Source organism: Cytobacillus sp. Bac17, from assembly GCF_024519925.1.
Lineage (GTDB): Bacteria > Bacillota > Bacilli > Bacillales > Cytobacillaceae > Cytobacillus > Cytobacillus pseudoceanisediminis.
The window spans coordinates 414,772-437,722 of sequence record NZ_JALJRC010000002.1; the positions used below are offsets into that span (position 1 = coordinate 414,772).

Consider the following 22,951-nt stretch of genomic DNA (forward strand, 5'->3'; position numbering starts at 1 on the left):
GATAATTTTTTTATGAAGGGGTATGACAGCTGAAATCGGTTTAAATTTAAGAGGTTTTAAAATGGCTTAAGTACTGAAGGTTCCACTGGGAGACTACTGCTATTAAAACTAGATTAAAAATAAAAAAACTCACCAAAAAGGTGAGTAAGAATTCGGTAAGATATGTAGTGCTGCCAGATGTGTAAATGGCGTCCCAGGAGAGATTCGAACTCCCGACCGACGGCTTAGAAGGCCGTTGCTCTATCCAGCTGAGCTACTGGGACGTATTGAACATTTTTTCTTGATTGAGATTAATTAACTCAACGACAAGATTTATTATATTAAACAAATGTTAAGAAGTCAACACTTTGTAAGATATTTTTTTATTATTGAGGGAAGACTGGCTTCCCTCAGTTATTATATTCAAATTACTCGCTTTTTACCAGTGAAAAATTTTGTGTCAGTTCAGGAATTTTCCCATTAGATAAGTCATACACATCCAGTGTAACATCCTTTCCCCTGGCTTCCAGTATGACATATGTTTTTTCCTTTCTTCCTCTGGGCAGCCATATGCTTCCGGGGTTAATAAATAATATCCCATCGGACATTTCAGCTCCCAGACCGTGTGAATGGCCAAAGCATACGATATCTGCTTCCATTTCATGTGCCTTGTATGACAGATTCATTAAGGTAGACTTAACGGAATATCTGTGGCCGTGTGTGACGAAAAAGCGGAGTCCCCCAGCTTCTTCTACTCTATCCTCCGGGAACGCTGCCTCAAAGTCACAATTTCCTCTTACAGCAGCGTAGCCTCTTAATGAGTCATGATCTGCCTGAAGCTCAGAATCTCCGCAATGAATCATCAAATCCATATCAGGATGCATTTCGCGGATTTGGCTGAGTTCAGAGGTTAACCCATGGCTATCACTGACTATCAGAACCTTCATGAGTTCTCAGCTCCCGTCACAAAAGAAGGAAGCAGCTCCTCCAGCTTTTTGAGAGCATGCGCCCTATGGCTGATCTGGCTTTTTTCCTCCGGCATTAATTCAGCCATTGCTTTGTTTTTTTCTTCTGTAAAGAAAATAGGATCATAGCCAAATCCATTAGTCCCTCTTTTTTCTCTTAAGATATGGCCTTCACAAGTTCCTGCAACTGTTACAGTAGTTTTTCCGGGTGCAGCGATTGCAAGAGCACAATAGAACCGCGCCTGCCGCTTATGATCCGGAATACTTTCGAGCTCATCCAGAACCTTTTCCATGTTTTTCTGGTCGTTTTTTTCTTCTCCTGCATAGCGGGCTGAATAGATGCCTGGCTTTCCTCCAAGCGCATCAATGATCAATCCTGAATCATCGGCAATTACCATTCTTCCAAAAGCTTCAGAAACGGCTTCCGCTTTCAGAATGGCATTCTCTTCAAACGTGCTTCCTGTTTCCTCTACATCATGAAAATCAGGATAATCCAGCAGCGTTTTAACTTCATACCCAAGAGGTTTGAACATCCGTTCAAACTCTCTGGCTTTGCCTGCATTTTTAGTAGCGATAATCACTTCCTGCATGCTATGACCTCCCCTCCAGCTTTTCTCTTTTACTTAGAATACTTTCTGTGATTTTCTCTCCAAGCGCAGCCTTTTGAAACTCAAACAGCTCTGATATCCCTTCCTGTGCAGCACCCAGCATTTCCTGCAGCTGGGTATAAGAAAAAGTCGCTTCTTCTCCCGTTCCCTGAAGCTCCACAAACTCACCGCTGCCAGTCATAACGACATTCATATCTACTTCCGCTGAGGAGTCTTCAATATAATTCAAATCCACTGCAGCCTGCTTATTTTTAAGAATTCCCACGCTTATGGCAGCAAGGAAATCATTTATTGGGTAGTGAGCAAGTTTCTTGCTGCTGTACAGTTTATCCATCGCCTGTGACATAGCGACAAAGGCTCCTGTAATAGATGCTGTCCGGGTCCCTCCATCCGCCTGGATTACGTCGCAATCAAGCCAAACCGTTCTTTCGCCAAGCGCATCAAGATCCACCACTGCGCGGAGAGCACGGCCGATCAGACGCTGGATTTCCATTGTTCTACCTGAGATTTTCCCTTTTGCCGATTCCCTGATGTTTCTCTGTTCGGTTGCTCTTGGAAGCATGGAATATTCAGCTGTTATCCAGCCTTTCCCCTGTCCCCTCATAAAAGGAGGGACCCTCTCATCGATACTTGCTGTGCAAATCACCTTCGTGTCTCCCACAGTTATAAGCACAGAGCCCTCAGGATGCTTTAAGTAATCTGATTCAATATGTATAGGCCTAAGCTGCTTCGGTTCACGTCCATCTGCACGCATAAGCTGATTCCCCCTTCTTTTCCATATGTAAAAAAATAATTTATCCAGAGCATCGCCCTAAGTATGTTTTTGTCCAGGTACATTGGCATGCCTTCATTTTACCAACAAAGAAGAGGCGGCATTAAATGCCAACCTCTTTTTCCTGTTATTATATAGTATAACAAAATCTGCTCTATTAAAAACTTCCTGTATTCACATTTTCAGGACGGGTTACAGGCTCAGATAGTTTTTGGCCATCCTCATTGACAATCTCTGCTTTGCCATCGACTGTGACAGCCACGCTTTCGATGCCCTTTTGTTCTGTCAGTGAAAGGACAAGTGTATTCAGCAAGTGCTTGGAAATCATTTTCTCTTCGAAGCTGCTGAAAACATTCTCATTGAAGTTTAATGTGACTTTTCCTTCTTCAACTTTTGGAGCCTCAAGCAGCTCTACATCCGGAAGGAAGTCTGTCACCAGATTAGAAGCATAGTTCGGCCCTTTTATCAGTTCGGATACAACCGCTTCAACTTTATTGTCCATATCATTGCTGACACGCTTGGTGACAGGCACGTAATAATAGTTTTCTTCATCCCCGCCCAGATAATAAACGGTAACCGGCTTCGTATTCGTGATATCCACTACTTCCGTTGTATCCATGTTTATTCCATTGGCTCTGCTTAACGCCGAACTGACCGGAGTGCCATTCACAGGCATCTCCTTTAATTCATGTCCGTTTAATGTCAGCTTAACTTTATCAATGGAATCAAATTGTGTAAGTGTCCAGGTTACTGATTGGAGAATTTTCTTTTCATCCTCCTTAGCATATTCCTTAAATTCTTTTGAAAAATCGACGGTTGCAACTTTATCTTTAATATTTACCGAAACTTTTGTATCAGCCGGAAGGACTGCACGGAAATCATTAGGAAGAAATTCTGTAACAGGACCGTTTTCTACCAGGTATTCTAACGCCTGTGTAGCAACTGAATTAGTTTTTGGCAAGTCAATAGTCTGGGGAACGACATACCCGTTCTTATCAATCAAGTAAAGCTCTGTTTTAAGATTTGCCGTAACACCCTCTTCATTTTCGGCTGTTTCTTTTCCAGCTGTTTCTTCGGCTACACTCTCGCCTTCATCGGTATAAGATACTGCTTTTGGCGGATCGACCTTTTCCTTCCCCTGGCTTCCGAACAATCCGCATCCTGATAATAGAACAGATGATACCAGCACAGCTGACACTATAGACGTTTTTTTATTTATAGACATACATAATCCCCCCTGAGACAGTTTGTACTACATGTATACGAGCCTATCTGAAATTTAGACCGGCTTTTGGGATAAAAGTGTTAATAGATTTTTGACAAATTTGGACAAACCGAAAGAAAGGTTTGAAATGGCATCCATTAAAAAAGAAGCCCCCATAAGGAGCTTCTTTGTCATATTTGTTTCTGCAGTTCATCTTTTACCAGGACGGCTTTGATTTTAAAATAATCTATTTCTTCCGGAAGTTCTTCTTTGATTGGTTTAAGTTTGTCTCTTCCAGCTTTTTCAGCAGCCTGTAAAACGAGCTTTTCTTCAGTTTCATTAAATATTTCTGACCAGTCAATTACATTGCCTTCTCTGACAGAGCGAAATATATGCTCTTGAATTGTTATCGGTGAGAAATTTCGCTTTTTGGCTATTTCTCTTATTGAATCTCCATCCTTGTAATAGTCAAAGGAAATCAGGTAGCTTGGGCGATCATCTATTGGTTCCTCTGTTTTTGAAGGTGCTTCTGCAGCCGGATTAGGCGAAATATTATGTTCTTCGGCAAACTCTCTGATAGCCTGGATAAAGTCTTCCCCATACTTTTCATACTTCATTTGCCCTACACCTTTAATATTTAACATCATTTCCTTGCTGACTGGAAAATACCGGCTCATTTCTTTTAATGATGCATCAGCAAATACTACGAAAGGAGGGACATTTTCCTCATCTGCAAACTTTTTCCTGAGCTTTCTCAGCATCTCGAAGAGCTCAATGTTTTCATCTGTTTCCTGAACAGGCACCGGTTCGCTTATTTTCATAAATAATCTTTTCTGCCCCTTCAACACGGGAACCGCACTGGCTGACAGCCTTACTGTTGGATATTTCCCATCTGTTAAAGCCAGATAGTCCTCGGCCAGAAGATAGTTTATCATATCAGCAATCTCTTTTTCTTTGCGGTTTTTCAGCAATCCAAATGTTGAAAGTTTATTAAAATTCATTTCGCGGATTCTCTTATTATTGGAGCCTTTTAAAACCTGGGCTGTCAAAGTAATGCCAAATCTTTCTCCCATCCGCTTAATGCATGAGAAAATCATTAATGCTTCCTGAGTAATATCCATGCTTGTCCGTTCATCCAGACAGCTGCTGCATTTGCCGCATCGAATAGGATCGGCATTTTCATCAAAATATTCAATGATATAGGACTGGAGACATTTTTCTGTATGGCAGTAATTCACCATATCCTTTAGCTTGCTGTATTCCTGCTCCATTTTTTGTTGATTCAGACTGCTCTCCTCTATCAAAAACTTCTGCAGCTGGATATCCTGAGGGGCAAACAGCAGGTAGCATGTACTATCCACGCCATCTCTGCCAGCCCTCCCCGCTTCCTGATAATAGGCTTCAATGTTCCGCGGAAGATTATAGTGGATGACAAATCTGACATTGGATTTATCAATCCCCATTCCAAAAGCATTCGTGGCTATCATAATGTCTGATTCATCGTATACAAAGGAATTCTGTGCTTCTTTTCGTTCTTCTTCCTTTAAGCCTGCATGATACTTGGCAGCTGAGTAGTTCTTGCTTTTTAAAAATTGGTACAGCTGGTCCGTTTCCTTGCGGCTTGAAGTATATATAATTCCCGCTTCGTTTTTATGTTTCTTTATGGTCTGCAATATAAAGTCCCTTTTGTTAACACCTTTCAAAACGTGGAAAGATAAATTCTCCCTTGCAAAACCGGTAATAAACGTATGTTCCTCTCCTATGTTTAAAAGCCTGCGAATATCCTCTGCGACGTCACGTGTTGCTGTTGCTGTCAAAGCAGCGATTACAGGTTTCTGGTACAGGCTGTTTAGCTCTTCGACAACGGAACGATAACTTGGTCTGAAATCATGTCCCCATTGAGAGATGCAGTGCGCCTCATCAAAGACGATAGCACTAATTGAAATATCGTTTAATAATTCCAAAAAGGCCATGGAACCAAATCGTTCCGGCGCCACATACACGAGCTTATATTCACCATTGCGTATTCCGGCCATAACATGCTGATACTCAGCTGAAGACAGCGTGCTGTTGATAAAAGCAGCCGGGATGCCGGCAAGGCTAAGAGCATCTACTTGATCTTTCATCAGGGAAATTAAGGGAGAGATCACAATGGCCGTTCCGGGGAGTACAAGAGCGGGTATTTGGAAGCAGATTGACTTTCCGCCTCCAGTTGGGAGAATGCCAAGAGTATTGTTTTGAGAAAGGATATTTTGAATAATATCCTGTTGGCCAGGGCGGAAAGAGGTATATCCAAAATATTTTTTCAGATAGTTTTCGGCTTGTGCCAGCAAATTGATCACCAACTCAACTAATATAATTTGTCTATCATTCTCATGATACCAAAGCTTTTTTAAAATGTAATCCTAAAAGAAAAGCGGAAGCGCCTTGCCCGCGAAGGAACGCAGACTAAGAACGCCACGTCCTGTGGCAACGTCTGCATGACCCCCATCCTGGGGGCCTCACCTCGAGGGGCTGGGCAAGGCGCTGGAGCTAGACAGTTATCCGCGTTCAAAATTTTATACTTATCTTAAAAAAACACCTTCTGAAAAAGTTCAGAAGATGTCTGCATTTATTAAAGCGATATTTTTTCTACGGTATTTACGGGAGACCCCAGCCATTTTGAAGCAATTTTAGAAAAAATGGCTGTTGAGCCCGTTGTGCAGAATTTATATTCAGGGTTCTCAGCAACAGCTTTTAGCATTCCATAGTGATGCAGAATGGTACTTGCTTCCCTTGCTGTTTCCTCACCGGAACTGATGACATTTACGTCTTTTCCCATTACATTTTTTATAATTGGTTCTAATAAAGGATAATGGGTACACCCGAGAATGAGTGTATCCATTCCTTTGCCTTTAATAGGCTGAAGAGTCTCAGCCACGATTTTTTTGGCAACAGAGCCTTCATACTCCCCGCTCTCTACAAGAGGAACGAATTTAGGGCATGCCAGACTATGCACATCAGATCTCCTGTTTAACTGAATCAGCGCATTTTCATATGCCTTGCTTCTGACTGTGCCTTCTGTGCCAATGACACCAATTTTATGATTTTTTGTTACTTTTATAGCTGTTCTGGCCCCAGGGAAAATGACACCGATAACCGGTATCGTGAGTTCCCTGCGTATTTCTTCAAGGGCTACAGCAGTAGCAGTATTACAGGCAATGATCAGCATTTTAATATTTCTTTCAAGCAAGTATTTCGTCATTTGCCAGGTAAAAGATTTTACCTCGTCTCCAGGCCGGGGGCCATAGGGGCATCGGGCTGTATCTCCAAGGTAAACAATATCTTCATTTGGCAGCTGCCGCATGATTTCTTTTGCGACTGTTAAGCCTCCGACTCCGGAGTCAATAATTCCTATAGGTTGTTTCACAAGTACCGCCTCATTCTCCTCGCATATCATGGTGTAATTTCATTAAGTTATCTTTTAGGAACAAGACCTCATTATGTGAAGAATTTTTTAAAACTTCTTTTAGATAATCCTGGCGTTTTTTTATAACTTCTTCAATAATCCGTTCTCCTTCTTCAAGCAGGTGGATCCTGACCACTCTTCGGTCATTTGGGTCTTTAACCCTCTTCACAAGGGTGTTTTTCTCCATTCGGTCAACAAGATCTGTTGTCGTGCTGCATGCAAGATACATTTTGTTTGATAGCTCACCGATGGTCATATCGCCTTCTTCAAAAAGCCATTGCAATGCAACAAACTGAGGAGGGGTAATGGTGAAATCACTTAGAATTTCCCTTCCCTTCTGCTTGATAATGCCGGATATGTATCTTAAGTCTTTCTCAATTTCAGCTACAACATCATTTATTTCATTTGTTTTAGGATCTTCAAGCTTCATTCTTAAACACTCCCATTTAAGCTTATACGACGTTTTCTGCCCTTGTGCATTTATTTTCACCTTTTTCCGTATAAATTTCAAGATAGAAATAAAACCAATAATGAAAAACCCCTTTATAAATGTGATAACCGGCTTCCCAGAAGGATAGCCGGTCTAAATTAAAGTTCTAGCTCTCCCATTCGAAGGAGCTCTACAACAGCTTGTGATCGCCCCTTTACACCAAGCTTTTGCATGGCATTGGAAATGTGGTTCCGAACCGTTTTTTCACTTATAAACAATTCACCAGCGATTTCCCTTGTTGTTTTATCTTGTACTAACAATTCGAATACTTCTCTTTCTCGTTTGGTGAGTAACGGCTTGTGAGTATATTCATTCTCCTTCAAGTATTGTAACCCTCCTTGCCTTTCGCCAGCTATGAACCGCGGGATGGGTATATATTTAGTCACCATATCATATGTCAGCAAAACAGCCGAAGTGACTATATTTAGTGAAAGGAGAAAGTTATTTTCAAAAATGTGCCATTTGTGCCGCTAGGCTCGGACTTTAACCCCGCTTTTCAGCATTTCTTTCATCTCTGCGGTCCAAGGCACACCCTTGCCTGTCACCTTTGATATCTGCACCATCGTGCCCCTGCCGGTGAAGCAAACTGAACCGTCTGATTTCTTGCCCATATAATGAAGATCAACAGAAGAATTACCTATCGAAGCAGCTTTTACATAAATTTGTATCTCTTCATCAAAGAAAACCTGGCAGATAAAATCGCATTGGAGGTCTGCTACGACTGGTATGGTTTCATTATTATGTTTTACCCAGTCCTGCATAAAGCCTTTGCTTTTGAAAAATTCTATCCGTGCTTCTTCATAATATGTGAATGGAACGGTATTGTTCAAATGTCCAAACATATCTGTTTCAGAAAATCTGACTTTTACTGGATGGAAGAAAATGAATTCTTCTTCCCATTTTTTAAAATCGTCAATATAGCTCAATTTTTTCATGGCAGTTCCTCCCGGCTATTAATGAATGAGCGCTCACTCTGTTATATTTCATTATAGTGTTTTTGGAATTATTTGAAAACCTTTCAGCATGTGTTAAAATATTATGCCTCTAATCAAATTTATGGAAAATTACTTCTCCCCGTTGATTTTCCGTTCCAGGTAATCAAGCTTTCCCACGGGGCTGCCGACGCTTCGCGTCTGCGGCCCTCCCATGGTACGCTACTTGCGAAGGACGTTGAATAAACTTCCTTGAATCCACACCGCATGAAGAAAATGCCATGCATTTTCGAGGATCTCGCGCCTTCCACTCCACTCAGCTCAGTGGTTAAATTTAATTAGCTGCTCAAAGAAATAAATTATACGAATATAGCCTAAAAAACCCCTCTCCAAAAAGGAAAGGGGTTTTAAGATGTTTAGATCTGATCGCTTCCAAAGAAATTTTTGAAAGACTGGAATGTTGTATCGCGGTTAAGTGCCGCAATGGATGTTGTTAAAGGAATGCCTTTCGGGCAGGACTGTACGCAGTTTTGAGAGTTTCCGCAGTTGGCTAGTCCGCCATCACCCATAATTTGCTCCAGGCGTTCTGCTTTATTCATTTCACCAGTTGGGTGAGCATTGAACAAACGAACCTGTGATAAAGGAGCTGGCCCAATAAAGTCAGATTTGCTGTTTACATTCGGGCATGCTTCCAGACAAACACCGCATGTCATGCACTTTGACAATTCATATGCCCATTGGCGCTTTCTCTCAGGCATACGCGGTCCTGGTCCCAAATCATAAGTACCATCGATCGGAATCCACGCTTTAACCTTTTTCAAGGAGTCAAACATACGGCTTCTGTCTACCTGCAGGTCACGGACTACAGGGAACGTGCGCATCGGCTCAAGACGGATCGGCTGTTCCAGCTGATCTACAAGAGCCGTGCAGGACTGGCGGGGCTTTCCATTAATAATCATTGAACATGCACCGCAGACTTCTTCAAGACAGTTCATATCCCATGCGATTGGAGTAGTATGTTCACCCTTCACGTTGACCGGATTACGGCGAATTTCCATAAGGGCAGAAATAACATTCATATTTGGACGGTAATCTATTTCAAACTCTTCCTGATAAGGGGCTGAATCAGGAGTATCCTGGCGGCTGATTACAAAACGGACTGTTTTAGTTTTTGTTTCTTGCATGGATTAATTCTCCCCTTTCTTTTTAGAATAGTCACGCTTACGCGGTTTTATTAAGCTTACATCAATGTCTTCGTAATGGAATGCAGGAGCGGAATTTGCATCAACAAACTTCGCCATTGTTGTTTTCATGAATTCCTCATCGTTACGCTCTGGGAAATCCGGCTTATAGTGTGCACCGCGGCTTTCATTACGGTTGTATGCACCAATTGTAATAACACGAGCCAATTGAAGCATATTCTGCAATTGGCGGGTAAAGCTTGCACCCTGATTGCTCCACTTCGCAGTGTCATTAATATTGATGTTTTTATAGCGCTCCATAAGTTCAACAATTTTTTCATCTGTTTTCAAAAGCCTGTCATTGTGGCGTACAACCGTTACATTATCTGTCATCCATTCACCAAGCTCTTTATGAAGGACATATGCATTCTCTGTGCCATCAAGAGACATAATATTATTCCATTTTTCTTCTTCCTGTTTTACGTGGCGGTCAAATAATGATGATGGCAGATCTTCAGCACTCTTATCAAGGCCGCTGATATATTTGACAGCATTCGGACCTGCTACCATACCGCCGTAAATGGCTGATAGAAGGGAGTTTGCACCCAGACGGTTGGCACCATGCTGTGAATAATCACATTCACCTGCAGCAAATAGGCCAGGAATATTCGTCATCTGATCATAGTCCACCCATAGTCCGCCCATTGAATAGTGGACAGCAGGGAAGATTTTCATTGGCACTTTACGCGGGTCTTCACCCTGGAATTTTTCATAGATTTCAATAATTCCGCCAAGCTTAATATCAAGCTCTTTAGGATCTTTATGGGAAAGATCAAGATAGACCATGTTTTCCCCATTAATGCCAAGCTTCTGGTTAACACACACGTCAAAAATTTCACGGGTTGCAATATCACGAGGCACCAGGTTTCCATAAGCAGGATATTTCTCTTCAAGGAAATACCATGGTTTGCCATCTTTATATGTCCAAACTCGTCCGCCTTCACCACGCGCAGATTCACTCATTAGACGAAGCTTATCGTCTCCCGGAATAGCGGTTGGATGAATTTGAATAAATTCTCCATTTGCATAATAAGCACCCTGCTGATAAACAATCGAGGCAGCTGAGCCTGTGTTAATAACAGAGTTAGTGGATTTCCCGAAGATAATTCCAGGTCCGCCGGATGCCATAATAACGGCGTCAGCAGCAAAAGACTTGATCTCCATAGAAGTCAGGTTCTGGGCAACGACACCCTTACAAGCTCCATCATCGTCGATTACTACCCCTAGGAATTCCCAGCCTTCGTACTTTGTTACTAAGCCTGCAACTTCATGGCGGCGGACCTGCTCGTCCATCGCGTAAAGAAGCTGCTGACCTGTCGTAGCACCAGCGAATGCTGTACGGTGATGCTGTGTACCGCCAAAGCGGCGGAAGTCAAGCAGCCCTTCAGGGGTACGGTTGAACATAACACCCATACGGTCAAATAAGTGAATAATTCCTGGTGCTGCCTCTGCCATCGCTTTAACAGGCGGCTGGTTTGCCAGGAAGTCTCCGCCATAAATTGTATCGTCAAAATGAATCCAAGGAGAATCGCCTTCCCCTTTTGTATTTACTGCTCCGTTGATGCCGCCCTGGGCACAAACAGAGTGAGAACGTTTAACCGGCACTAAAGAAAATAATTCAACCGGAGTCCCTGATTCTGCAACTTTAATTGTCGCCATTAAACCGGCTAATCCGCCGCCGACAACTATAACCTTTCCTTTACCCATAGTGACTCACTCCCTAATTACTAGTACAACTTAGAAAAGCGCAGAGCGCCTGCCTATCGTGCTTAAAGCCAGACTGCTTCTCAAAGCTGCAATATTATTGGCACGTTATAAATCCGAAGTCTAATAGTCTTTTATTGTCTTTTAAATGAATGCTGTTAGAGCACGTACACCAACAATAGATAGTGCAATGAATATTCCGATCGTTACATACGTGGAAATAACCTGTGAACGAGGAGATACTGTAATTCCCCAGCTGACAAGGAATGACCAAAGCCCATTAGCAAAGTGGAAAATTGCAGAAATGACTCCAATAATATAGAACCAGAACATAAATGGATTAGATAGGATGTTCTCCATCATCTGAAAGTTAACATCTGCTCCAAAGGCAGCCTGTACACGTGTTTCCCAAACATGCCATGCAACAAAAACCAGTGTAATGACACCTGAAACACGCTGCAGCATAAACATCCAGTTTCGGAAGTATCCATACCTGCTTGCGTTATTTTTTGCAGTAAAAGCAATATAAAGTCCATAGATTGCGTGGAACAGCAAAGGTAGATAGATTACAAACGTTTCAAGGAATATTCTGAATGGAAGACTTTCCATGAAATGCGCTGCATTATTAAAAGATTCCTCTCCCCCTGTTGCAAAATGGTTCACTACAAGGTGCTGCACCAAAAACAAACCAACCGGTATAACCCCAAGTAATGAATGCAATCTGCGATTAAAAAACTCACGATTACCTGCCATAAACTTTCCCCCCCTGATTTTAAAAAAATGATGCTGAGCCCCCGCTCAGGACATCATCTCGAAAATGTTATTCATTTTCTTACAATTATGTGACATGTCCATTTTACTCCCAAGATAATAGAGCGTCAAGAAAACGGATACATAAAATGTTCCATATTAATAAAATTTTTAAAAAATATTAGCGGCTAAAAAACATATATTATTCTGCGGTTCAATATGACCTAGTTGCTGCTCTCCAGTATACTGGAATAGTAATTATTTCTATGCAAATCGTTCTATTTTTTCCCGAATTGATATTAACTCTCTCAGCATATTGTATATAATAGAATCATAGAAAGAGGGGAGACTATTGAGCGAATTAGCATCTGCGAAATCCACTAATGAAGATCACATACAGTCAGTTCCGGTTTTTGGCTATGAACTAATCCGGGAAGTGCTGCTGCATGACCTTTTGGGAAATGAAGCACCGGAAATTTTATATTGGGCCGGCAAAAGGATCGCACGCATGTATCCTCTGGAAACAGCCGGCCAGATTGCCGAGTTTTTTATAAACGCCGGCTGGGGAAATCTTTCCATCGCAAACGAATCGAAAAATGAAATTGAAATGGAATTATCCAGCCAGCTGATTACAGACCGCTGCAAAAAAAATCATAACTGCACCTTTCAGCTTGAGGCCGGATTTATAGCCCAGCAGATTGAACTTCAAAAAGAAGTCATTTGTGAGGCATTCGAACATCCCCGCAAAAAAACTGGCAAAATCCTTATTACAGTGAAGTGGGATAAAAAGGATCCTGCTGAGTAATATCATATGTACAAACAATAAGCTATCAATTTTGATAGCTTATTGTTTGATATTCCTGGAATTAAGCCTTAACCGGAGAAACCGACAGATTGAATGCATCATGCAAAGCATCAACTGCATCAATCATTTTGCTGTTTTCAACAACCGCCGATACTTTAATTTCTGATGTGCTTACCATTTTCACCGTTATTTCATTCGCGGAAAGCACTTCGAACATTTCTGCAGCCACACCCGGATTGGAAATCATGCCTGAGCCAACAATCGAAACCTTAGCAAGGCCGGATTCCCATTCAATTCTGTCATAATTTAATTGTTCTCTATGCTTTTCCAGCACTTTTACTGTATCTGTGAGATCTTCATTCTTTATTGAAAATGAAAGGTTTGTCGTCTGAGCCTCTGTCATGCTCTGGATAATGATATCAACGTTAATGCGATTTTTGGCAAGCGCCGAGAAAATAGTAGACAATCCAGTCATTGAATTAGGAAGACCAAGAATCGTCACCCTTGTTATATCATCCTCAAATGCCACACCGCGCACGACTAAGTTTTGTTCCATTTTTACTTCCTCCTCAATGATTGTTCCGGCTTCCTTCTCAAGGCTTGAACGCACTTCAAGGGGAAGTCCATAATTTTTCGCAAATTCGACTGCTCTTGGATGGAGCACACCTGCCCCCAAATTGGCCAGTTCAAGCATTTCATCATAGGAAACAGAATATAATTTTCTGGCATTCTTTATAAAGCGGGGATCTGATGTAAATACCCCGGTTACATCAGTATAAATATCACATTTATCAGCTTTAAGTGCTGCAGCCAGTGCAACAGCCGTTGTATCAGATCCGCCCCGGCCAAGTGTGGTGATGGAACCATCTTCAGTCATCCCCTGGAAGCCTGCCACAATTACAATTTTCCCCTGGTTTAATTCACCCTGAATGGTACCTGGATCAATATTCACTATCCTCGCATTGCCATGGACTGCTTCTGTTTTAATGCCTGCCTGCCACCCTGTAAAAGAAACGGCGGGATGCCCTTTCGCATTTAAAGCCATTGCCAATAAAGAGATGGTCACCTGTTCGCCGGTTGTAAGCAGCATGTCCATTTCCCTTTTATCAGGTGAGGGGGAAATCTCCCTTGCCATGCCAACCAGCTGATCAGTTGTTTTGCCCATTGCCGAAACAACTACAACAACATCATTTCCCCGATTTTTTTCTTCAATTACCCGATTGGCAACATTTTGAATTCTGTCTACAGTCCCCACGGAGGTGCCCCCGAATTTCTGCACAATGATTCCCACAGCTTTCCCTTCTTTCTAAAGAAATAGTAATTTTGTGATTTGCCGTCCTATGTAAGTGAAGCATAACAGTTCACTCTGCTGTATTTGACAATGGCCTTAACTCTAAAATACCCTTTTGGGCAATAAAAAAAGCAATGGAATAGTTTACTATCCCATTGCTGTGCAGCCAAAGTATAAAAATGAGCAAACACAGTGAGATAGCTCTCCAGGACGGCATTGTCCTGACAATCCTGCATTTATTCAATGCAGAACCAGCAGAAAAAATGATGAGATTTTCTCCACTTCGGCGAACGTACCCTTTCAAAGCTTTTCATGGAAGCTCATTCTTCTCCAAGCTTTTACTGATGAAGTTCGCACCTCTACCTTCACTTAACGATTCGGTTCATAGTCCCAAAACTTTGTTTGAACTAAATGAACATACGCTTTATCGCTATAAAGTGATATTGATATAAAGTTTGAATTAGTATAACATATCTGAAATTTTCTGTCTATATCCATTTATGACTTAGGATTTCCATTTTGTTCCTCGAGCCTCAACTTCAATTCCTCGGCAACATTCTCAGGAATGCCTATTTTCCTATACTCCTCTATTGGTGCTTCTTTCATTTTCTTAACAGATCCAAAGGCTTTCAGCAGCTGTTTCTTTCGTTTTTCTCCTATGCCGGGAATATCATCAAGAATAGACTGAAAGGCATTTTTCCCGCGAAGCTGGCGATGAAAAGTAATCGCAAAACGATGAACCTCGTCCTGAATTCTCTGAAGCAGATAAAATTCCTGGCTGTTCCTTGCAAGTGGAATAATTTGAAGCGGATTACCATATAAGAGCTGAGAAGTCCTGTGCTTTTCATCCTTCACCAGGCCAGAAATCGGAATATCCAGACCGAGCTCATTTTCAAGCACATCCCGTACAGCTTCAACATGCCCTTTTCCCCCATCAATCATGATTAAGTCCGGAAGCGGCAGCTCTTCTTTCAGTACCCTTGTATATCTGCGCCGGACTACTTCTCTCATGGATTCATAGTCATCAGGGCCTTTAACAGACTTAATCTTATATTTACGGTATTCTCTTTTCTCTGGTTTGCCATCAATAAAGACGATCATGGCTGAAACAGGGTCCGTTCCCTGGATATTTGAATTATCAAATGCTTCTATCCGGTGAGGCGTATATATTCCAAGCTGATCCCCCAGATTTTCTACAGCCTTAATTGTCCGTTCTTCATCACGCTCAATTAAAGAAAACTTCTCCTGGAGAGCAATTTTTGCATTTTTATAAGCAAGCTTCACCAGGTCCTTTTTTTGCCCTCGCTGCGGTTTTAGCACCTTAACATCCAGAAGCTGTTCTGCCATTTCAGCATCAACCGAATCCGGTGCCAATATTTCTCGCGGTTTAAAGTGGTTTGCTTTTGTATAAAACTGGCCGAGGAAAGTTAAGATTTCTTCTTCCGGCTCATTATAAATAGGGAACATTGATACATCTCTTTCAATGAGTTTACCCTGTCTAATGAAGAATACCTGAACACACATCCATCCTTTATCAACCGCATATCCAAATACATCCCGGTCGGTAAAGTCTGTCATTGTCATTTTTTGCTTTTCCATTGTTGCATCTATATGGGCAATTTTATCCCTAAGCTCCTTTGCCCTTTCAAAGTCCAATTCTTCAGCAGCTGCTGTCATTTTTGCAGTCAGGTCTTTTTTAATCTCTTTGTATCCGCCATTCAAGAATTTTGCAATCTCGTCTGTCATTTGCTTATATTGGTCTTCACCTACGGCCTTCACGCATGGCGCAAGACATTGGCCTAAATGATAATAAAGGCAAACTCTGTCCGGAAGAGTTGAACATTTGCGGAGAGGATAAATTCGGTCGAGCAGCTTTTTTGTTTCATTGGCAGCCTGCACATTGGGATATGGTCCGAAGTATTTTCCCCTGTCTTTTTTTACTTTTCTGGTTGTAATTAGACGGGGATGGCGTTCGGCCGTCAATTTGATAAAAGGGTAACTTTTATCGTCCTTCAGCATTACATTATATTTCGGATCATATTTCTTGATCAGATTCATCTCAAGGATCAGTGCTTCCATATCTGAAGAAGTGACAATGTACTCAAAATCTACGATCTCATTAACAAGTCTTAATGTTTTTCCGTCATGTGAGCCTGTGAAATAGGATCTTACACGGTTTTTCAGGATTTTTGCCTTCCCCACGTATATGATGGTACCCTGCCTGTCTTTCATCAAATAACATCCCGGCTGGGCAGGAAGCAGCATCAGTTTATTTTTTATCGTATCATTCATGGCACTACACCTCCCCGGTTAAAACTTTTTATTGAAGTTCAATTTATTCATTGTTTGGCATAATCATTTTGGGGTGAAAGCTAGTATAATACTTTGTTTGCGCTGGCAGCAAACCAATATTATTTAGCCGCTAATATGCAGATGGCACATTATTACCATCTTATTATATCAGCCTGGAAACCTGCAGCATAACAACAAAACCCATATGACAAAAAAATCCCGATGTCCTTATGGGACACCGGGAAAATTCCTTATAAATTACGCATGTTTTGAAAGTAATTCAGCGAGAGCCTCTTTCGGCTGGAAACCAACCACTTTATCTACAACTTCACCGTCTTTTAGAACGATTAATGTCGGAATGCTCATTACGCCAAACTTTCCAGCAGTTTCCTGGTTTTCGTCAACATCGATTTTTACAATTTTTACTTTATCGCCCATTTCAGAATCAAGCTCTTCTAAAACAGGAGCGATCATTTTACAAGGGCCGCACCAAGGAGCCCAGAAATCTGCCAATACTAATCCCGAACCAGTCTCAGCAGTGAAGTTTTGGTCAGTTGCATGTGAAATAGCCATTTGATATGCCTCCTAAAATTTAACTCAAATACTAACGACAGTATACCATCGTTTATTATATGTTGCGAACAATCTGCTCGATCGTAATTTACCCTATTTGGAACAGATTATTCTCTTTCTTTCCCTATTGGCACTATGTATAATGGGCGGCCATCAGCCGCCCATTCGATATACTATCTTATGCATTTACTTTAAGCTTTTTGAATTCTTCAGTTAACAGTGGAACAACCTCAAACAGATCTCCAACAATACCATAATCAGCTACTTTAAAGATATTGGCTTCCGGATCTTTGTTAATGGCTACGATTACTTTTGAGTTGGACATCCCAGCTAAATGCTGAATAGCACCGGAGATGCCGCAAGCAATATATAGATCTGGTGTTACAACCTTACCGGTTTGGCCAATTTGCAGCGAGTAGTCACAATAATCAGCATCACAAGCTCCGCGTGATGCACCCACTGCTCCATTTAGAACCGAAGCAAGTTCTTTTAATGGCTCAAAGCCTTCCTCGCTCTTAACGCCGCGGCCGCCGGCAATGATAACCTTAGCTTCGGATAAATCAACGCCTTCACTTGCTTTGCGGACAACTTCCTTAATGATCGTGCGAAGATCTTTGATTTCTGCTGCAACAGAAGCAATATCTCCTGATCTTGATTCATCTTTCTCCAATGGAGCTATGTTGTTTGGACGAATTGTTGCAAAGAGGAGGCCATCTGTAACAATTTTCTTTTCAAAAGCTTTACCTGAATAAATCGGGCGTGTGAACACCAGGTTGCCGCCTGCCTCTTCAAGGCTCGTTACGTCAGAGATTAAACCTGACTCCAGCTTGGCAGCAATTTTAGGAGCGAGATCTTTCCCTAATGCTGTATGTCCAAAAATCAGGCCTTCCGGACTTTCGGAATCAATCACAGCCATTAAAGCCTGTGAAAAGCCGTCAGGAGTATACTGCTTCAGCTTTTCATCTTCAACAGTTACAACACGGTCAGCACCATAGTGAATCATTTCATTAGCTAAAGCGCTTACAGAATCACCAATTAAAACACCTACAACCTCTCCGCCTTCTGACGCAGTCTTACCAGCTGCAACAGCTTCGAAGGATACATTACGCAATGAACCGTCACGGACTTCACCTAACACTAATACTTTTCTAGCCATATGTTTTACCCCCTGCGTTATTATTATCAGTTATTGATGATCAGACAACTTTGGCTTCAGTATGAAGAAGTTTCACAAGTTCCTTAACTTGATCTTCCAGCTCGCCTTCAAGAACTTTTCCTGCTTCCTTCTTAGGAGGCAAATAGATTTCAATTGTTTTTGTTTTGGCTTCAACATCGTCCTCATCAAGATCAAGATCATCAAGCTCAAGCTCATCAAGTGGCTTCTTTTTTGCCTTCATAATTCCCGGCAAAGATGGATAGCGCGGCTCATTTAACCCCTGCTGAGCAGTGACCAATAATGGAAGTGATGTCTCAATTACTTCTGAATCCCCTTCAACATCGCGCACTACTGTCGCAGAGCTGCCATTGATATCAAGCTTTGTAATAGTTGTTACATAAGAAATGCCCAAAATTTCTGCTACACGAGGTCCAACCTGTCCCGAACCCCCATCAATTGCTACATTTCCTGCAATGATTAAGTCAGCATCTTTGTCTTTCAAGTATTCGGATAAGATTTTTGCAGTCGTGTATTGATCTCCACCTTCAAGATCATCTTCTGTATTTATTAATACAGCTTTATCGGCACCCATCGCAAGAGCGGTACGGAGCTGCTTTTCAGCTTCTTCTGTTCCTACGGAAACAACCGTCACTTCTCCGCCATTCGCATCCCGAACCTGGATTGCTTCTTCAATTGCATATTCATCATATGGATTAATGATAAATTCAGCGCCATCTTCATTGATTTTGCCGCCGGAGATGGTAATTTTTTCCTCAGTATCAAATGTTCTCTTCATTAATACGTAGATGTTCATGATTTCCCTCCTAGTAATTAAGCATTGTCAAAAAACAAAGCCATTAATTAAAACATTTCTTCACTTCGAAAGATTGAAAATATTTAACGCATACAGAAAGGCTTATCTGCTTGGAACTGCCCGCTTTTAGAATTGAGCGGGCGCTCGCTCACAGACCATAATATAACCATTGAATCTTCTGAAGATTAGATCATCCGCATACAAGTCTATTATAATAGATTATGAGGATGAATGTAATCTTTCAGTACAAATCTTTTAAAACACTATTTTCCGGTAAAGCTTGGTTCACGCTTTTCAATAAACGCAGATATGCCTTCCTTGCCATCTTCAGAAACAAATACTTCCCCAAACAATTCTGCTTCTTTTTTAACACCTTCGTAGAATTGCCCCGTCTTTCCGTAGTTTAAGAGCTCAATGGCCGCCTTGATCGAACCAGGGCTCTTCTTGGCAATTTTCTTCGCCATACTATAAGCATTGTCCAACAGCTGCTCCTCAGGATAGGCATGGTTAGCCAGACCATATTGCACTGCCTCAAGCCCGGTAATTGGGTCACTAGTGAAAAGCATTTCTGCTGCACGCGCTGCACCTACATATCGGGGAAGCCTCTGAGTTCCGGCAAAACCAGGAATTAATCCAAGCTGAAGCTCTGGAAGACCCAGCTTTGCGTTTTCAGCTACGAGACGGAAATGACAGCCCATGGCAAGCTCCAAACCGCCGCCCAATGCCGCTCCATGAATCGCTGCAATAATTGGCTTAGGGAATTTTTCCATTCTCTCAAAGAGATCCTGTCCATAAGTCGCCAAGCTTGAAAAATCTTCACCGCTTTCAATGGTTGTAAATTCTTTAATATCAGCGCCTGCTGAGAAGAATCTGCCCTCCCCATGAATAAGGATTACCCTAATTTCCTCATTATTTTCAACTTCATCCAGGACAGCTGAAAGCTCTTTCAATAGACCTGATGAAAGAGCATTCGCAGGCGGACGTTCAATAGTAATCGTCGCCACAAAGTCCTGATGGGACCATTTTAGATATTCCATCTTATCCCTCCTGACTATATTATGGAGCACTTTATCTGCCTCAAAGTTTTCCGCACCCGCCGATCAAAAGTTTATGAACAGGCTCTGCCAATGCAGTAAGATCATATTTTTGCTCATTCATTACCCATGTGGTCACTGTTTCATCCATGGTGCCAAAAATCATCTGGCGCGCCAGCCTAATATCCAGATCAGCTGGAAACTCACCGCTCTCCCTGCCATCAGCAAGAATCCTTTCCACTAAAGCAAGGTATCCTTTGAGCACCTCATTAATTTTATGGCGAAGGTCTTTATTGGACTGCCTCAATTCGAGCTGGGTTACAATTGCCAGGTGCCTGTCTTCCGAGAGCATTCTAAAGTGTGATTCTACCATCATTAATAGTTTCTCTGCAGCTTTTTCTTTTCCTGCAATTTTTTCTTCAATTTTCTCAACAAAGTAGCCCATTTTATCCTGAAAGAGGGATATTAATATATCTTCTTTGTTTTTGAAATATAAGTATATGGTGCCATCAGCGACACCAGCCTGTTTGGCAATTTTTGATACCTGGGCCTGGTGATATCCATTTTCAGCGATCACGACTACAGCCGCATCAATAATTTGCCGGTATTTAGGCTTTGTTTTTTTCAATAGGTTCCCTCCTTTCAGAATAAACAGGTGCATAGATTTTTAAGGAGCAGCAGGGCTGGAGTAATGCCATACCTGCTGCCGGGATTGGCCAATCAGCTTCGTTTATTTTTGAATTTAAAAAACGATCTAAAATGAATGAATCATCATTCATATTTTTATAATAGTAGGACAATTCATTCGTGTCAAGAAATTATCCCTAGAAATATATTTTATTATTACATTTCTTTTATGTCTGGACAAGCTTAATGGCGCAAAAATAAAGAGCCGATCGAAAATCGGTCTCTGAAGTTAAGCCCGCTTTTCCTCTTCTTCTTTAAATTTCTTTTTTTCTTCATCTACTAATGTCCTTCTCAGTATTTTTCCAACAGCTGTCTTAGGAAGCTCCTTGCGGAATTCATATTGCCTTGGAACCTTATATGCTGCAAGATGCTTTCTTGCAAACTCATTCAGCTCTTCTTCCGTTGCTTCTTTGCCCTCTTTCAGCACAATATATGCTTTTACTGTTTCTCCGCGATATGGGTCAGGTATACCTGCAGCAATCACTTCCTGCACGGCTGGATGCTCGTATAGCACTTCCTCTATTTCACGGGGATAAATATTGAATCCCCCTGCAATAATCATATCTTTCTTCCGGTCCACTACATAGAAGTATCCATTCTCATCCATATAGCCCAGGTCACCTGTAAGCAGCCAGCCATCTCTTAAAGTCTGTGCTGTTTCTTCCGGGCGGTTCCAATAGCCTTTCATTACCTGAGGACCTTTAACTGCAATTTCGCCCACTTCTCCTGCCGGAAGCGCTTCTCCCGTTTCCAGTGAAAAAATCGCTGCATCTGTATCAGGCCAAGGGACACCTATACTGCCTTTGACACGGGGGCGATCCCATAAGAAATTAGCATGTGTAACAGGTGAAGATTCCGTCAAACCATAGCCCTCGACAAGCTTTCCTCCTGTTATTTCTTCAAATTTCTGCTGGACTTCAACGGGCAGGGCAGCAGATCCACTGATGCAAGAGTCTATGGAAGATAAATCATATTTTTTTATATCCGGATGGTTCAATAACCCAATGTAAATCGTTGGGGCACCAGGGAATAAGGTCGGCCTCTCTTTATGAATAGTTTTCAGGGTCGTTTCCGGATCAAATTTCGGAAGGAGGACCATTTTTTGAGCATCCATAACAGATAAGATCATAACGGTTGTCATTCCATACACGTGAAAGAACGGAAGTATGCCCAGCACTGTTTCCTCACCGCGTCTGCACTTATAGAGCCAGGCTTTACACATGGCTGTATTGGATACCAGATTGCTGTGCGTAAGCATGACACCCTTTGGAAAACCGGTTGTGCCGCCTGTATATTGCAGTAATGCCAAGTCTTCTTCAAAATCGAAGTCATGGATTTTCATCGGTTCAGCCGGCCTCTTTAAAATCTCCGTCAGCAAATGGTTATGCCCTTCATGTTTTACATTTACGACAATGCCATACTGTTTTTTCTGGATAAAAGGATATATTAGATTTTTAGGGAATGGAAGAGCATCTTTGACAGCGGTTACAACTATATGCTTCAATTCTGTCTGCGGCACCACTTTGCTCACTTTCGGAAATAAGATATCCATTGTAATAATTGCTTTTGCTCCTGAATCTTTCATTTGGTATTCCAATTCCCGTTCCATATACAGCGGATTTGTCTGGACAACAACCCCGCCAGCCATCAGAATTCCATAATAGCTGATAACGGACTGAGGAGTATTCGGAAGCATAATCGCGACGCGGTCTCCCTTTTCAATTCCAAGATTCTGTAAATAGGCGGCAAGCTTCAGGGAAGATTCATATATATATTTATATGTGAATTCCTTTCCCATAAAGTGGATGGCTATTTTCTCCGGAAATTCATCTGCAGCATTTTTCAAATAATCTTGTACCGGCTGTTTGGGATATGACAAGGTTGAGGGGATTTCTGCCGGATATTGCTTAAGCCATGGTTTTGCTACTGCCATTTTGTCCCTCCTTTGCTTCATGCCCATCAGAAAAGCGCAAGCGCCTTACCCACCCCCGACAAGCACAAGACGAGCCTCACGGAAAGGCGTTCTTTGCCTTTTGGGAGGATTGCCCGAAATGTGAAGGCGACTGCCCAGGGACGACAGGCATAAGACAGTTCCTGTAAGAAGGCGTTTTTCCTTCTGAAAGGAAACGGCTTATGACCCCGAGTCCCTATGAGCCGCAACTAGACAAACCGAAATGTGGAGGCGACTGCTCAGGGACGACAAGCA

21 protein-coding genes, 1 tRNA gene and 1 riboswitch are annotated in these 22,951 nt (G+C 41.9%); of the genes, 1 reads left to right on the top strand and 21 read right to left on the bottom strand.

Features of this window, described 5'->3' with window-relative positions:
• Window positions 1–186: 186 nt before the first annotated feature.
• The 13 genes from NR125_RS06435 to NR125_RS06495 all read right to left on the bottom strand — a co-directional run bounded on the left by NR125_RS06435 (window position 187) and on the right by NR125_RS06495 (window position 12,096).
• A tRNA-Arg gene (locus NR125_RS06435) sits at window positions 187–263 on the bottom strand.
• Window positions 264–407: 144 nt separating this feature from the next.
• Window positions 408–926 (bottom strand): metallophosphoesterase, encoded by a 519-nt coding sequence (locus NR125_RS06440; RefSeq protein WP_009333177.1) that lies wholly within the window; start codon window positions 924–926, stop codon window positions 408–410.
• Window positions 923–1,534 (bottom strand): XTP/dITP diphosphatase, encoded by a 612-nt coding sequence (locus tag NR125_RS06445; RefSeq protein ID WP_009333178.1) that lies wholly within the window; start codon window positions 1,532–1,534, stop codon window positions 923–925. The genes NR125_RS06440 and NR125_RS06445 overlap by 4 nt, the downstream gene beginning before the upstream one ends.
• Window position 1,535: 1 nt before the next feature.
• Window positions 1,536–2,306, bottom strand: coding sequence for a ribonuclease PH (gene rph, locus NR125_RS06450; protein WP_256814812.1), 771 nt, complete (start codon window positions 2,304–2,306; stop codon window positions 1,536–1,538).
• Between the two features lie 175 nt (window positions 2,307–2,481).
• A complete protein-coding gene (locus NR125_RS06455) occupies window positions 2,482–3,549 on the bottom strand; it encodes a GerMN domain-containing protein (RefSeq protein WP_009333180.1) in 1,068 nt (355 codons plus the stop codon).
• 170 nt (window positions 3,550–3,719) lie between these two features.
• Window positions 3,720–5,861 carry a DNA helicase RecQ gene (recQ, locus tag NR125_RS06460; RefSeq protein WP_256814826.1) on the bottom strand — a complete coding sequence of 714 codons (2,142 nt, stop codon included), beginning with the start codon at window positions 5,859–5,861 and terminating at the stop codon, window positions 3,720–3,722.
• Between the two features lie 281 nt (window positions 5,862–6,142).
• The gene (racE, locus tag NR125_RS06465) at window positions 6,143–6,937 is read right to left on the bottom strand and encodes a glutamate racemase (RefSeq protein WP_019383254.1); all 795 of its coding nucleotides are present in this window, start codon (window positions 6,935–6,937) and stop codon (window positions 6,143–6,145) included.
• 10 nt (window positions 6,938–6,947) lie between these two features.
• Window positions 6,948–7,406: a MarR family winged helix-turn-helix transcriptional regulator gene (locus tag NR125_RS06470; RefSeq protein ID WP_009333183.1), complete on the bottom strand. Its 459-nt coding sequence runs from the start codon at window positions 7,404–7,406 to the stop codon at window positions 6,948–6,950.
• A 158-nt stretch (window positions 7,407–7,564) separates the two neighbouring features.
• A complete protein-coding gene (locus NR125_RS06475) occupies window positions 7,565–7,789 on the bottom strand; it encodes a helix-turn-helix domain-containing protein (RefSeq protein ID WP_009333184.1) in 225 nt (74 codons plus the stop codon).
• Between the two features lie 147 nt (window positions 7,790–7,936).
• Complete coding sequence (locus NR125_RS06480; protein ID WP_009333185.1) at window positions 7,937–8,401, bottom strand: acyl-CoA thioesterase; 465 nt, start codon at window positions 8,399–8,401, stop codon at window positions 7,937–7,939.
• A 413-nt stretch (window positions 8,402–8,814) separates the two neighbouring features.
• Window positions 8,815–9,582, bottom strand: coding sequence for a succinate dehydrogenase iron-sulfur subunit (gene sdhB / locus NR125_RS06485; RefSeq protein WP_009333186.1), 768 nt, complete (start codon window positions 9,580–9,582; stop codon window positions 8,815–8,817).
• Window positions 9,583–9,585: 3 nt separating this feature from the next.
• Window positions 9,586–11,346, bottom strand: coding sequence for a succinate dehydrogenase flavoprotein subunit (sdhA, locus tag NR125_RS06490; RefSeq protein WP_009333187.1), 1,761 nt, complete (start codon window positions 11,344–11,346; stop codon window positions 9,586–9,588).
• Between the two features lie 141 nt (window positions 11,347–11,487).
• On the bottom strand, window positions 11,488–12,096 hold the full coding sequence (locus NR125_RS06495; RefSeq protein WP_009333188.1) for a succinate dehydrogenase cytochrome b558 subunit: 609 nt from the start codon (window positions 12,094–12,096) through the stop codon (window positions 11,488–11,490).
• A gap of 349 nt (window positions 12,097–12,445) precedes the next feature.
• Here NR125_RS06495 and NR125_RS06500 point away from each other — a divergent pair, with 349 nt between their 5' ends.
• Window positions 12,446–12,898, top strand: coding sequence for a YslB family protein (locus NR125_RS06500; RefSeq protein WP_009333189.1), 453 nt, complete (start codon window positions 12,446–12,448; stop codon window positions 12,896–12,898).
• A 61-nt stretch (window positions 12,899–12,959) separates the two neighbouring features.
• On the opposite strand, the gene NR125_RS06505 is transcribed toward NR125_RS06500, so the two are convergent.
• The 8 genes from NR125_RS06505 to NR125_RS06540 form a co-directional block, all read right to left on the bottom strand.
• Complete coding sequence (locus tag NR125_RS06505; RefSeq protein ID WP_009333190.1) at window positions 12,960–14,189, bottom strand: aspartate kinase; 1,230 nt, start codon at window positions 14,187–14,189, stop codon at window positions 12,960–12,962.
• Window positions 14,190–14,379: 190 nt separating this feature from the next.
• Window positions 14,380–14,559, bottom strand: a riboswitch (Lysine riboswitch).
• Between the two features lie 128 nt (window positions 14,560–14,687).
• Window positions 14,688–16,481: an excinuclease ABC subunit UvrC gene (uvrC, locus tag NR125_RS06510; protein WP_009333191.1), complete on the bottom strand. Its 1,794-nt coding sequence runs from the start codon at window positions 16,479–16,481 to the stop codon at window positions 14,688–14,690.
• 258 nt (window positions 16,482–16,739) lie between these two features.
• Complete coding sequence (trxA, locus tag NR125_RS06515) at window positions 16,740–17,054, bottom strand: thioredoxin (RefSeq protein ID WP_009333192.1); 315 nt, start codon at window positions 17,052–17,054, stop codon at window positions 16,740–16,742.
• A gap of 178 nt (window positions 17,055–17,232) precedes the next feature.
• Window positions 17,233–18,210: an electron transfer flavoprotein subunit alpha/FixB family protein gene (locus NR125_RS06520; RefSeq protein ID WP_009333193.1), complete on the bottom strand. Its 978-nt coding sequence runs from the start codon at window positions 18,208–18,210 to the stop codon at window positions 17,233–17,235.
• Window positions 18,211–18,250: 40 nt separating this feature from the next.
• Window positions 18,251–19,024: an electron transfer flavoprotein subunit beta/FixA family protein gene (locus NR125_RS06525; RefSeq protein WP_009333194.1), complete on the bottom strand. Its 774-nt coding sequence runs from the start codon at window positions 19,022–19,024 to the stop codon at window positions 18,251–18,253.
• 263 nt (window positions 19,025–19,287) lie between these two features.
• Window positions 19,288–20,061, bottom strand: a complete 774-nt coding sequence (locus tag NR125_RS06530) for an enoyl-CoA hydratase (RefSeq protein ID WP_009333195.1) — start codon at window positions 20,059–20,061, stop codon at window positions 19,288–19,290.
• A gap of 40 nt (window positions 20,062–20,101) precedes the next feature.
• A complete protein-coding gene (locus NR125_RS06535) occupies window positions 20,102–20,686 on the bottom strand; it encodes a fatty acid metabolism transcriptional regulator FadR (RefSeq protein WP_009333196.1) in 585 nt (194 codons plus the stop codon).
• A 288-nt stretch (window positions 20,687–20,974) separates the two neighbouring features.
• On the bottom strand, window positions 20,975–22,678 hold the full coding sequence (locus tag NR125_RS06540) for a long-chain-fatty-acid--CoA ligase (RefSeq protein ID WP_256814821.1): 1,704 nt from the start codon (window positions 22,676–22,678) through the stop codon (window positions 20,975–20,977).
• Between the last annotated feature and the right edge of the window lie 273 nt (window positions 22,679–22,951).